10 protein-coding genes are annotated in these 12050 nt (G+C 43.4%); 7 read left to right on the top strand and 3 right to left on the bottom strand.

Annotated features, from left to right (window positions below; all coding sequences use genetic code 11):
* Nucleotides 1–4 precede the first annotated feature (4 nt).
* Nucleotides 5–1777, bottom strand: coding sequence for a hypothetical protein (locus C7Y69_RS20195; RefSeq protein ID WP_126873973.1), 1773 nt, complete (start codon nt 1775–1777; stop codon nt 5–7).
* 124 nt (nt 1778–1901) lie between these two features.
* Between C7Y69_RS20195 and C7Y69_RS20190 the strand changes: the two genes are divergently transcribed.
* Nucleotides 1902–2258: a VOC family protein gene (locus C7Y69_RS20190; protein ID WP_126873972.1), complete on the top strand. Its 357-nt coding sequence runs from the start codon at nt 1902–1904 to the stop codon at nt 2256–2258.
* Nucleotides 2259–2487: 229 nt separating this feature from the next.
* On the opposite strand, the gene asd is transcribed toward C7Y69_RS20190, so the two are convergent.
* Nucleotides 2488–3612, bottom strand: coding sequence for an aspartate-semialdehyde dehydrogenase (gene asd / locus C7Y69_RS20185; protein ID WP_126873971.1), 1125 nt, complete (start codon nt 3610–3612; stop codon nt 2488–2490).
* Between the two features lie 347 nt (nt 3613–3959).
* Between asd and C7Y69_RS20180 the strand changes: the two genes are divergently transcribed.
* The 3 genes from C7Y69_RS20180 (at nt 3960) to C7Y69_RS20170 (ending at nt 8042) form a co-directional block, all read left to right on the top strand.
* Nucleotides 3960–4766 carry an SDR family NAD(P)-dependent oxidoreductase gene (locus C7Y69_RS20180; RefSeq protein ID WP_126873970.1) on the top strand — a complete coding sequence of 269 codons (807 nt, stop codon included), beginning with the start codon at nt 3960–3962 and terminating at the stop codon, nt 4764–4766.
* A 322-nt stretch (nt 4767–5088) separates the two neighbouring features.
* The gene (locus C7Y69_RS20175; RefSeq protein ID WP_126873969.1) at nt 5089–7158 is read left to right on the top strand and encodes a catalase; all 2070 of its coding nucleotides are present in this window, start codon (nt 5089–5091) and stop codon (nt 7156–7158) included.
* Between the two features lie 323 nt (nt 7159–7481).
* Nucleotides 7482–8042 (top strand): cytochrome b, encoded by a 561-nt coding sequence (locus tag C7Y69_RS20170; protein ID WP_013784841.1) that lies wholly within the window; start codon nt 7482–7484, stop codon nt 8040–8042.
* Nucleotides 8043–8130: 88 nt separating this feature from the next.
* Here the strand turns inward: C7Y69_RS20170 and C7Y69_RS20165 are convergent, their stop codons facing one another.
* Nucleotides 8131–9045, bottom strand: a complete 915-nt coding sequence (locus tag C7Y69_RS20165) for a LysR family transcriptional regulator (protein ID WP_126873968.1) — start codon at nt 9043–9045, stop codon at nt 8131–8133.
* 110 nt (nt 9046–9155) lie between these two features.
* Between C7Y69_RS20165 and C7Y69_RS20160 the strand changes: the two genes are divergently transcribed.
* The 3 genes from C7Y69_RS20160 to C7Y69_RS20150 all read left to right on the top strand — a co-directional run bounded on the left by C7Y69_RS20160 (nt 9156) and on the right by C7Y69_RS20150 (nt 12028).
* Nucleotides 9156–10151, top strand: a complete 996-nt coding sequence (locus tag C7Y69_RS20160; RefSeq protein WP_126873967.1) for a zinc-dependent alcohol dehydrogenase family protein — start codon at nt 9156–9158, stop codon at nt 10149–10151.
* Between the two features lie 346 nt (nt 10152–10497).
* Nucleotides 10498–11508 (top strand): zinc-dependent alcohol dehydrogenase family protein, encoded by a 1011-nt coding sequence (locus C7Y69_RS20155; RefSeq protein ID WP_126873966.1) that lies wholly within the window; start codon nt 10498–10500, stop codon nt 11506–11508.
* A 97-nt stretch (nt 11509–11605) separates the two neighbouring features.
* Nucleotides 11606–12028 carry a CBS domain-containing protein gene (locus C7Y69_RS20150; RefSeq protein ID WP_126873965.1) on the top strand — a complete coding sequence of 141 codons (423 nt, stop codon included), beginning with the start codon at nt 11606–11608 and terminating at the stop codon, nt 12026–12028.
* Nucleotides 12029–12050 lie beyond the last annotated feature (22 nt).

Below are 12050 nucleotides of genomic sequence, written 5' to 3'. Positions count from 1 at the left end.
TTAATTACTGAGCACTAATAGTTCTTAGTAATTTAGCCGCATTTTGGATTTCAAAATCAATAAATCGCTGCTGAATTTCTATGGCAGCGCTACACATAATATCTGGTGACTCGAGAAAATCTTTAGGTGCTGCTACCACCTCAAAATGTGCCTTACTGCTATCCTTCATGCCTTTAACTAAATTCGTGATGATGTCATCACTTTCCTCGTCAGAATACAAAGAGGGGCTTACCTGCTGATGAGCAATAAGCTTTGCTATAACCTCAAGCTCAAGTGCCTTTACTTCGCTCGATAGCTGAGCTTCATTCCCAGCATGGTGTTCTAGTGGCACCTCTTCGGGATACACAAATGCGGCGCAGGCAAGGGGATATTGCCCTTGAAGTTCTTGCATTTGTTTTATCATTACATGCCAATAATCAACGATGTCAGCATCACTACCATGGGCGATATAATGCGTAATCCTCGCTTCAAACACCGCTCGAGCTCGGGTTGCAATAGCATTAATAGAAGCGCCTTCCCGTAAACCCTCTTCATTTATAGCGACAATTCGATAGTAGGTATCTGGATCTTTGTCTTTCATGGCAACCAAGTAGGCATGAGTCAATAAACCAGATTCTACTGCTTGCGTGTTTATTTCGCTTTCGTCTTCATAGCCACTGAACCCGTAGGCGCTACTGTCCACTACTTTACTGATAATACCTGCTCGTAAAAGTTCTTTGTGAGAAGGAGCCCAAAGTTCAGTATTCGGCGTATTTCGTATTTTTTTCGCAAACCAATTTGGAACATCGGCATCTTTATACGCTTGGTCAAACGCGGAACTTAACTCTGTGTTGTCATGCATAGACTTGCCGCCTAATGCGGGAGCGTGAAACTGCAACACGCCGTCTTCACCCAATAGCCTTTCTTTTCCCGCTAAATACACAATAGTGCATGCCGAAGAGCACGAGGTTTTCACAAATGTATTAAGTCCATATTCTTTGACTACAGCAGCTAGACGAGTCGCGCCGATAAGTCTTCCGCCAATACTGTGTAAGTGTATTGTTGTTATGTTTTCATTCTGTTTCAGTACATCTAGCAGCAGTAGTTCGGAGCCAATTTCTATACCGCCATAAAGTTCTAGCTCGGTGCCATTATTTAAAACTCTAAACTTGGTAGGGGGATAGGTGGATTCAGCGCCAATTAAAGAGATACTTTCAGTAATGATGGGTACCCCTGACCGATAGAAATCTACAGTGAAATTTATCATTCCTACTACTGTCATTATTATCGCCATTGTTGCCCAACCAGCAGAGCCACCGCGATGAGGGTGACGGATGGCAGAGCGAATTATGCCAACCGATTGCCAGATAACCACGGGTGTTAACACCACGTACAAAAGCATCATGTATATACCAAGCTCAGCTCGCGATGATGCACTTTCTATTTTAAGTTCAACAAATGAGCTTAGCGCAAGTGCACCAAGTGTTATTAAAATGCCAACCACCCAATAACTGATAGGTAACGATACTTGGCCTTTCCAAAAATGAATTAGCCAGTTTGCATGCAATGCTTCGTCATCGTATCTATCTTCTGCCAATACTGGGTCGTGATTGGCAGTATTTTGAGGATGAGAACTATCTTGATGCTGAGACGTTTCGGTTTTACTTGTTAAGGGGTGTCTTAAGGCTATTTCCTTTAGCACGGCAGACACTCTATAGGGGTATTGCTCTTTGTCGATGTAGGCTAACACATCTTCAAGTTCGGCAAGGCTGTAGTTTGAATAATCCGGAGCTTGCATTAAATACTTCCATGTGGCTTTTATATTATTGAAGATGACATTCATTGACGTGTTAATAATACGGAATATTAGCCGCTAACACTACAGTATTCACCATATCTACCTGAATAGATGAGGAAAAATCATGGCAACACACGAAAAGCTTAACTACGTTGAGTTCGGTACATTCGATATCAGTAGTACTAAGCGCTTTTTCGAAACTGTATTTGGTTGGGCGTTTACCGATTATGGCCCCGAATACACGGCATTTTCTAATCAAGGATTAGACGGGGGCTTTTTTAAAGCTGAGCGCGCTAGCACCACAGCAAATGGCGGCGCGTTATTAGTTTTTTATAGCGCTGACATTAGGCAAACCTTAAGCAAGGTAGAAAAAGCTGGTGGCAATGTGAACAAGCCTATCTTTGAATTTCCAGGCGGTTGTCGATTTCACTTTATAGAACCTGGGGGCAATGAATTCGCGGTTTGGTCTGAAAAGGAATAGAGGTCTGAAAAGGAATAGAGGTCTGAAAAGGAGTAGTGGCCTGAAAAGGAGTAGTGGCCTGAAAAGGAGTAGTGGCCTGAAAAGTAATAGAAGCCTGCGCATGTTCACGCTGGCCCAGAGATGATCTGTATAAAAGAGCCCTTTATAAAAAAGCGCTGTATAAAAAAGCCCAGCTTAGAAAAAGCTGGGCTCTGTCACTTATTTTTAGCGGTGTTTACGCTATTATTTATTAAGCCTTACCAAGAACTATACGCAGCATTCTTCTAAGCGGCTCGGCAGCACCCCATAGCAGTTGATCGCCCACGGTGAAGGCTGAAATATATTCAGGCCCCATGGTCAATTTACGAATTCGACCTACAGGAATAGACAATGTGCCGGTCACTTTCGCTGGCGTGAGTTCTTGCATGGTGTCATCACGGTCATTTGGTACCACTTTCACCCACTCATTATGCTGTGCAAGAACTTGCTCAATCTCTTCAACTTGCAAGTCTTGTTTTAATTTGATGGTGATAGCCTGACTATGACAACGCATAGCGCCTACACGCACACAAATGCCGTCAATAGGAATAGGCTGCTCAGTTAAACCCATAATCTTGTTGGCTTCAGCTTGCGCTTTCCATTCTTCACGACTTTGCCCAGATGGCAACTGCGAATCAATGTAAGGAATTAAGCTTCCTGCTAGCGGCACGCCAAATTGTTCAGAAGGGTAATCATCGCTTCTGATAAACTCAGCGACTTGCTTATCGATGTCTAAAATAGCAGACGCTGGATTGTCTAAATTTGCTTTTACATTAGTGTGAATGGCACCCATCTGGCTAATAAGTTCGCGCATATGCTTAGCGCCAGAACCAGAAGCAGCTTGGTATGTCATGGGTGAAGCCCACTCAACCAAGTCTTTTTCGAATAAGCCACCTAGTGCCAACAACATTAACGATACCGTGCAGTTTCCACCTACGAAAGTGCGAATGCCGCTTTCAACGCCAGCGTCAATTTCTTTGCGGTTTACAGGATCTAAAACAATGACTGCATCGTCTTCCATGCGAAGCGCTGACGCTGCGTCTATCCAGTATCCATTCCAGCCGGTGTCGCGCAGTGAAGAATACACTTCTTTGGTGTAATCACCGCCTTGGCAGGTAATGATAATATCTTGCTTCGCAAGCGCTTGAATATCGAATGCGTCTTCTAGTACGCCAGCGTTAGCACCTGCAAAATCTGGCGCCGGAAGGCCTTTTTGAGACGTAGTAAAAAATGTGGGTTCAATGTGCGCGAAATCTTGCTCTTCTTGCATGCGCTGCATTAACACTGAGCCAACCATACCGCGCCAGCCCACTAAACCTACTTTTTGTTGTGACATTAACTTGAGAACCCTATAAAACTAAACTGTGTATTTATGTTGAACCAGCGGTGATATCACTCTGGCAACCCTATACCTGTCGCATATTCATTATTATGCCTGCAGTCTATAAACAATTTAAAACGCTGGCTAGCGGGTTTTTAGAAATATTACGTTATAGATATAAGTGAATCACATTTGGCGGGGGCATTATCAATCTTTTGTTGAAACTAATTCTTAAAATGCATAATTATCATTCATGTTAGAGAAAGGTAGTCTTGATTCAACAGTTTTTCAGGCTTTAGCAGTCTAAATGAGTACCGAGTCAAACGCGCTCTACTTTACGAAATTAAAAAGGAAATAAACGGATGAAAACTATATTAGTAACAGGCGCGACCGACGGCATTGGTCTTGAAACCGTAAAATTGTTAGCTCACGAAGGGCACAATTTGATCATTCACGGAAGAAGTGCTGATAAGTTAAAGCGTGTAGAGCAAATGTTAGGTGCCGATTACCCTGCAATAAAGGTGACAGGGTTCGTGGCAGATTTAAGCGACTTTCAAGCAGTTGATAAATTTGCAACTGATGTGGCAGGCGCTTTTTCAGCCATTGACGTTATCATTAATAATGCGGGTGTGTTTCATTCTCCCGACATTGAGACAAGCGCAGGACTAGACGTACGCTTCATGGTAAATACGATAGCGCCGTTCATCATTACTAAACGTTTGTTGCCACTTATGCCAAGTGATGGCCGTGTAGTTAACGTGTCATCTGCGGCTCAAGCCCCCGTTAACTTTGATCTGCTAAGCCAAGGCCCTTCTATGAGTGACGGCATGGCATACGCACAAAGCAAGCTTGCTATAACCATGTGGACACGCTTTTTTGCCGAAAAATACGCAGCAACAGGGCCATTGTTCGTGTCTGTTAATCCTAAATCTTTGTTAGGCAGTAAAATGGTGAAAGAAGCTTATGGTGTAGCCGGAGGTGATTTAGCAATAGGTGCGAAGATATTTGTGGAAGCAGCTCTTAGTGATAGGTTTGCAAACGTAAAAGGTGAATATTTTGACAACGACAACAATCAGTTTGCGCCTGCACATCCATTTGGTGAAAACTCAGCAAATAGAGAGCAATTGGTTAATGCAATTGAATCTATTGTTGCCTGTCACCTAAGTTAATAATTTCCAAACATTAGCATCTTCATGTAGAACACATCAGGTCCTCTGGTGTGTTTTGCCTATTCGGCACTATTTCATTTTTTCAATCTTGCCTTTGTACTATTTTTAATCCTTATCATTGCTTGCCTTGCGAGTATGTAAAATATTCCTTCTTCTTGTAATTCCTCTAATGCCTATAAATCGGTTTCAACTTAAGTCATTAATTTTATTTAATAATTTAACATGGAATTCTCCTTGCTTCGTTCAGTTCTGAAACATGAATGTTTCACCCTAGACCGTTATTACAACGTAATCAATTAGGTTATCTCTATAAGGAACTGAAATGGCTGAATCGTTTAAATACCAAGGACAAAAAGGGAAAGGCGGCGAGTTACATCAAACCGCGGGTAATGGACACCCAGCTATGACAACAGCGCAAGGTTGCCCCATTCACGACGATCAAAATTCTCTTAAAGCTGGCCAACGAGGGCCTACTGTTTTAGAAGATCACGTACTTAGAGAAAAGATTTTTCACTTCGACCACGAGCGTATTCCTGAACGTGTGGTACATGCTAGAGGCTTTGGCGCTCACGGCTATTTTGAAACTTACGAATCATTATCAGATATTACATCAGCAGATATTTTCCAGCGTAAAGGCGAAAAAACGCCTGTATTCACACGCTTTTCTACTGTAGCGGGCAATAAAGGTTCACCTGACTTAGCGCGAGATGTGCGCGGCTTTGCCGTGAAGTTTTATACTCAGCAGGGTAACTGGGATTTGGTGGGAAACAATATCCCTGTATTTTTTATTCAAGATGCTATTAAGTTCCCAGATCTTATTCATTCGGCAAAACAAGAGCCTGATCGCGGCTTTCCTCAAGCGCAAACTGCCCATGACAACTTTTGGGACTTTACCAGTCTATCGCCAGAATCTACACATATGTTGATGTGGGCTATGTCAGATCGTGCAATACCTCGGTCTTTCCGATTTATGGAAGGTTTCGGTGTGCATACCTTCAAGTTTATAAATGCAGAAGGTGAGATGAAATACGTTAAATTCCATTGGAAGCCAAAGCAAGGTTTACAATCGGTCGTATGGAATGAAGCACTTAAAATTAATGGCGCAGATCCTGATTTTCACCGCCGAGATATGTGGAATGCCTTACAAGCAGGTGACTTCCCAGAGTGGGAATTAGGCGTTCAGGTGTTCGACCAAGATTTTGCCGACAGTTTTGAATTCGATGTTTTGGATGCGACTAAACTGATCCCTGAAGAACAGGTGCCTGTGAAAATAGTAGGCAAAATGGTACTTAATAAAGAGGTTGATAACTTTTTTGCAGAGACGGAACAAGTGGCGTTTTGTACCCAAAACATAGTGCCAGGTATCGACTTTACCAATGATCCTTTGTTGCAAGGCAGAAACTTTTCCTACTTAGATACGCAGTTAAAGCGGCTAGGTAGCACGAACTTTACGCAGCTTCCTATTAATGCACCCAAATGCCCAATGCGCCATTTTCAACAAGACGGCCATATGGCAATGCAAAACCCGAAAGGGCGCGCTAATTACGAACCAAATTCGTGGGATGCCGATGAAAATAACCCTCGTGCGTGCCCAGAGACGGGTTATCAATCACATGCAGAGCCTATGGAAGGCAGTAAAACACGCTACCGCTCAGAAACCTTTGCAGACCATTACAGCCAAGCACGTCAGTTTTATATTAGTCAAACTGAAACAGAGCAAAAACATATGCGTGATGCATTTGCGTTCGAACTGTCAAAAGTTGAACGGTTAGCTATTCGCGAGCGGGTAGTGTCTCATTTGCTAAATGTAGATAAAACATTAGCCGAAAGCGTTGCACAAGAGTTGGGTTTTTTAGAAATGCCTGAACCCGCTGAAGCAGCGATGCCTACAAGAGAAGATTTACCGGTATCTGACGCTCTTAGTATCTTAAAAAATGCTCCTAGCACTTTTAAAGGCCGTAAATTAGGCATTCTTGTGTCTGATGGAATTGATGCCGATATGCTTTCAAATGTTATCGACTCCCTAATGGCTGAAGGGGCTATGTTTGAGTTAGTGGCGCCTAAAGTAGGTGGTGTAACATGCAGCGAAGGAAAACATATTGCGGCGCATCAAAAGATTGATGGTGGACCATCAGTGCTTTATGACGCGGTACTATTATTACTTTCAGAAGATGGCGCAACATCTTTATCGATGAAACCTGAAGCAAAAGATTTTGTTTCAGATGCGCATGCTCACCAGAAGTTTGTAGGTTACACGGCGAACGCCATGCCATTGATTAAAGCTGCAGGTTTGGGTGATGCAATGGACGATGGTTATTTGGATATCGAATCTATCAAGCCAGATGCGTTTATCAAACAGCTTCGCGACATACGTTTTTGGGCTAGGGGGTAAGGGCGTTTTTTGGCCATTTCCCCTTTAGCATATTTACTGTAATCGAAAAGGAATTGGCCCTAGTCTTCAACCTGAGGGGGGCGCTTTATAGGCGTTTCCCCCTATACCCAAGCAAATTTTCCCGTGCTAAGTTGAATTTTAATTTAGAATAGCTAAAAGGCTCGTGAGCTTTACTTTGCAAGTTGCGCAAAACGCAATTGCATTTGCGGTAAAAAGTAGCAAGGCTATATGAAATATATAAGAGCGCAATTTCACTATGTCTTTTATAGTGATGCACATTAATAACTATCGCGTTAATAACCGTCGCGTTGCCCGAGGAAAATATGCAGTACGATACACATCAAAAGTTTTCACCTACCACACTATTTTTACACTGGACTGTTGGCTTAATCATAATTGGCATGCTGGCTTCAGGTGTCTATATGGTAGAGCAAAATGCCTATTGGGTATTTTCGTGGCATAAATCTTTTGGCTTTATTGTGCTATTCCTAGCATTAGCTAGGGTGGCATGGCGAATGAAAAATGGTTGGCCTACAGCGGCAGGGGATTACTCTGCGTTAGTACACGGCGTAGCTAAAGTGATTCATTGGGTACTTATTCTTAGCACGCTGCTAATGCCAATATCAGGGCTTATGACTTCGGTACTGGGTGGCCACGGTTTATCTGTGTTTGGATTAGAGGTATTCGCACAAAATTTCAGTGTAGAAGACCCTGAAAAAACGTTGCCAATAAACTACGAGCTTTCAAAACTCGGCGGCACTGTGCATCATTATTTAGGCTATGTATTGATTGGTGCTGTTGTACTTCACGTTGCCGGTGCGTTAAAACACCACATTATGGACAAAGACGGCACGTTACGACGTATGTTAGGCAAAAGTATTTAGTTAGTAAAATTTAAGACTAACGGCTTCGAATAGACAAAAAACCACAGTTTACTTGCTGTGGTTTTTTTATGACTTTTCTATGCTTTTTTTAAAGACCCGCTTCTCTTAACACTTTATCCCAGTAGGGTTCACCACTATACCGCTCTTTTAAAAAGTCGATAAAGGCGCGCACTTTGGGCGCTAATAAACGGTTGCTTGGATATACAGCCCACAGTGCACACTCAGCGGTTAGGGGGTAATCTTTTAAGACTTGAACCAATTGACCACTTTCAAGATATGGGTAGCTACACCAGGTGGCCGTGAGGGTTAAGCCGTTGCCACCAATAGCAGCGTCGCGTACTGCTTCACCATTATCCATACGAATTCGCGTTTTAGGTTTTATCGATACTACGCCCTGCGGTGTGTCGAATTCCCATGTTTCCAAACCCATAAGATTTACAGCAGCATGTTGAGGTATGTCTTGTGGGGTTTTCGGCGCACCATATTTCTTAATATAGTCTGGTGACGCTACAATAATTCGCTTGTCATCGGCCAGTTTCCTAGCATGCAGATTAGAGTCTTTTAGCACCGCGTCACGAATTGCTACATCAAACCCGCCTTCTATCAGATCTAAAATACTGTCGCTGAATCGAAAGTCGACATTTAGCTGAGGGTAAGAGGCTAAGAATTCTTCCATAGCGGGTACTAAGTGTAGGCGACCAAAAGAGGCTGGAGCGGTTACTCGCAATGTGCCCTGTGGCGTTTGTGAGCCAACCCCAACGGCGGCTTGAGCGATCTCAATACTCGATAGCACCTCTTCCGCATGAGGTAAGAATAGTTTTCCTTCATCGGTTAACGACACTTTTCGCGTGGTTCGGTGAATAAGCCGCACACCCAAATTTTCTTCCAATTTATTAATGTGAGCGCTAGCCACGGCCGGTGAAACATTCAGTTCACGCCCAGCAACACTGATGTTATTGGTATTGGCGATACGTACAAAAAGCTTAAGGTGATCGATGTTCATAATGGATTATCAATAAAATCTATAAACTGTATGTGTTTATAACCTAATTATCATATGCCTGGCTAGTGTCTATTATTAGTCTCGAACTTAACGCAACGAGGCTAACTCACATGAAAGCAATGGTTATTAACGAATTTGGCGGACCTGAAGTATTTACTGCGGCTGAAATAGATGCCCCACGACTTAAAGCGGGCCACGTCATTGTGCGTATTGCAGCAACTAGCGTAAACACTGTAGACACCATGATCCGTGAAATAGGTCAAGACCTACCATTTTCCCCTAAACTTCCAGGCGGTGTTTTAGGGATGGATTTCGCCGGAACAATCGAATCTGTAGGCGAAGGCGTAGAAGACTTTAATGTAGGTGATGAAGTTTACGGTTGCGCGGGTGGATTAGCTGACTTGCAAGGTACATTAACTGAGCTCATTCTAGCGGATGTGCGTTTGATTGCGCCAAAACCTAAATCTCTATCTATGCGTGCAGCGGCAGCGCTACCTTTAGTGGGGATCACCGCTTATGAAGGATTAACCCGCGCACAAACTGCAAAAGGTCAAACGGTGTTGGTCCATGGCGGCGCTGGCGGTGTAGGTCACCTTGCTATCCAAATGGCCCGTCACTTTGGTGCAACCGTTTTTGCTACAGGTGGCTCAGATGAGCAAGCCGCGCTTATTGAGAAGCTGGGTGCTACTTATATTGATTATCGCTCAGAAAAAGTGGCTGATTATGTTGCTAAGCACACCGATGGCGCAGGTTTCGATGTGATTTATGATTCTGTGGGTGGCGGCAATTTACAGAACTCTTTTGAAGCAGCAAAACTATGCGGTCAAGTGGCGACTACTGTTTCATTGATTGAAACTGATTTGAGCCCTGTGCACTTCAGAGGTTTGAGCTTACATGTGGTATTCATGCTGATCCCTATGATCCACGACTACAAGCGTGAAAGTCATGGCGCTATATTACGCGCTATAACCGACATTGTTGATGCAGGTGCATTAACCCCAATCCTGGATAGCGAGGTGTATACCCTTGATCAAGTAAGTGATGCACATGCGCGCTTAGCAAGCGGCAAAGCCATGGGCAAAATCGTTATCGATGTAGCCTCTTAAATTTCCGAGCACAAGCTGTTGAATACGTTCTTGAACAAGCTCTTGAATACGTTCTTGAAATAACAACTTTTGCTAACTTTTAGATTTGTACTGTTTACTTTCCCTAAGCGCTACCCTTTGCGCACTTTTACCCTTGGTGATAGCCGTTATGCTCGCCAAGGGGCTTTTATTTTTTCTCTCGCCTTTAATTAATCGTCAATATCCTTATCTCTGTATTAAACCATAGAGCATATTTACTTATGTTCGCATGTTGCGTTGCGAGTTTTTTAGCGCTATTGGTATTTTGTACTCGCAATTGTAAACATCCCCTAAACTATCTTCACTTGCTAATCAGGAAGGAAATTTTATGAAAGTAATGCGTTTGAAAGACAACAGTGAAGGATTAGCATCACTTTACTGCGCAGACGAAGCAGAGCCAACCGTCGTCGGCAACGATGAAATTAAAGTAAGGATCCATGCTAGCTCTCTAAATTATCATGATTACAGTGTAGCGACGGGCGCTATTCCCACAGAGGGCGATCGTATTCCTATGTCTGACGGCGCTGGCGTAGTGGTAGAAGTTGGGGAAGGCGTTACACAATTTGCCCCAGGAGACCATGTGGTTTCTACCTTTTTCCCTGACTGGTTAAGTGGCGCACCTACGGTAGGTGATTTTAGTCGCACACCTGGCGACGGTATTGACGGTTATGCCAGAGAAGTCGTGGTAAAACCGCAGCAGTGGTTTACTAAAGCACCGAGCGGGTGGTCTCATGAAGAAGCGGCTACTATCACTACAGCAGGATTAACAGCTTGGCGAGCATTAGTCGTAGAAGGCGGCTTAAAAGCAGGTGACACGGTTCTGTTTTTAGGCACCGGCGGTGTTTCTATCTATGCGCTTCAAATAGCCAAAGCAATGGGAGCGAAAGTGGCTATTACCTCAAGCTCTGATGAAAAGTTAGAGAAAGCAAAAGCCCTAGGAGCAGATTTTACGGTTAACTATAAAACAGATGAAAAGTGGGGCAAAACCGTTGCCAAATGGACGGGCGGAACAGGGGTTGATCATGTGGTAGAGGTGGGTGGCCCTGCCACACTAGGACAATCTATTCATGCATGTAGAGTAGGGGGAAGTATTGTACTTATTGGGGTGTTAACCGGTATTAAAGGTGATATTCCAACAGCTACTCTTATGCGCAAACAAATTAGGTTAACTGGGATTATTGTGGGTAGCAATAAAGAGCAATGGGACTTTGTAAGTGCCTTGGAATGTATGAACTTCAAACCTGTGGTTGATACAACATTTGCTCTAGAAAGGCTACCGGATGCGTTTGCTTTTGAGGCGTCGGGTAAACACTTTGGTAAAATTTGTGTGAGTCTTTAAATCAAAAAGTGGGGGCAGCAACATTGCACGCTGCGCCCTTATTGAGCACTATAGGAATGGTTAGGCCTAACGTAAAAATAAGAGTAAAAGGAATACCATGAGTTTGTCCCATATCATGTCTACTCGTGTAGTCAGTGTACACATGGATGATAGTTTAGAGTTGATACAGACTTTGTTCGCCGAAACCGGGTTTCATCATTTGGTGGTAGTGCATCAGAATCAACTTCAAGGCATCATTTCAGACCGCGACGTCTTAAAAGCGACTAGCCCTTTTGCCAATACGGTTAATGAACGCTTTCGCGATAGAGCAACACTGGAAAAAAAAGCGCATCAGATTATGACGCGAAACGTGTTTACTCTTTCTCCAAACGATTCAATTGTTAGCGCCATTTCCCTGTTCAATGAAAATAAGATTTCCTGTATCCCCATCATTGATGAGAAACGATGCCCGGTTGGCATTGTCTCTTGGCGAGATGTTATGCGATTTATGGAAGCGAGGGTGAATGCTAAGAAAGGTTAGAGGCTATTGGTAGAAGTTGTGA

It is taken from the genome of Alteromonas sp. KS69 (assembly GCF_003989595.1).
GTDB lineage: Bacteria > Pseudomonadota > Gammaproteobacteria > Enterobacterales > Alteromonadaceae > Alteromonas > Alteromonas naphthalenivorans.
Note: the sequence above shows the minus strand (reverse complement) of the source record. Positions and strands in the feature narration are given on the sequence as shown.

Bases quoted from the DNA above. Each gene is read 5' to 3' on its own strand.
- C7Y69_RS20195 (WP_126873973.1), bottom strand. From the start codon at position 1,777: ATGCAAGCTCCGGATTATTCAAACTACAGCCTTGCCGAACTTGAAGAT.
- C7Y69_RS20190 (WP_126873972.1), top strand. From the start codon at position 1,902: ATGGCAACACACGAAAAGCTTAACTACGTTGAGTTCGGTACATTCGAT.
- asd (WP_126873971.1), bottom strand. From the start codon at position 3,612: ATGTCACAACAAAAAGTAGGTTTAGTGGGCTGGCGCGGTATGGTTGGC.
- C7Y69_RS20180 (WP_126873970.1), top strand. From the start codon at position 3,960: ATGAAAACTATATTAGTAACAGGCGCGACCGACGGCATTGGTCTTGAA.
- C7Y69_RS20175 (WP_126873969.1), top strand. From the start codon at position 5,089: ATGGCTGAATCGTTTAAATACCAAGGACAAAAAGGGAAAGGCGGCGAG.
- C7Y69_RS20170 (WP_013784841.1), top strand. From the start codon at position 7,482: ATGCAGTACGATACACATCAAAAGTTTTCACCTACCACACTATTTTTA.
- C7Y69_RS20165 (WP_126873968.1), bottom strand. From the start codon at position 9,045: ATGAACATCGATCACCTTAAGCTTTTTGTACGTATCGCCAATACCAAT.
- C7Y69_RS20160 (WP_126873967.1), top strand. From the start codon at position 9,156: ATGAAAGCAATGGTTATTAACGAATTTGGCGGACCTGAAGTATTTACT.
- C7Y69_RS20155 (WP_126873966.1), top strand. From the start codon at position 10,498: ATGAAAGTAATGCGTTTGAAAGACAACAGTGAAGGATTAGCATCACTT.
- C7Y69_RS20150 (WP_126873965.1), top strand. From the start codon at position 11,606: ATGAGTTTGTCCCATATCATGTCTACTCGTGTAGTCAGTGTACACATG.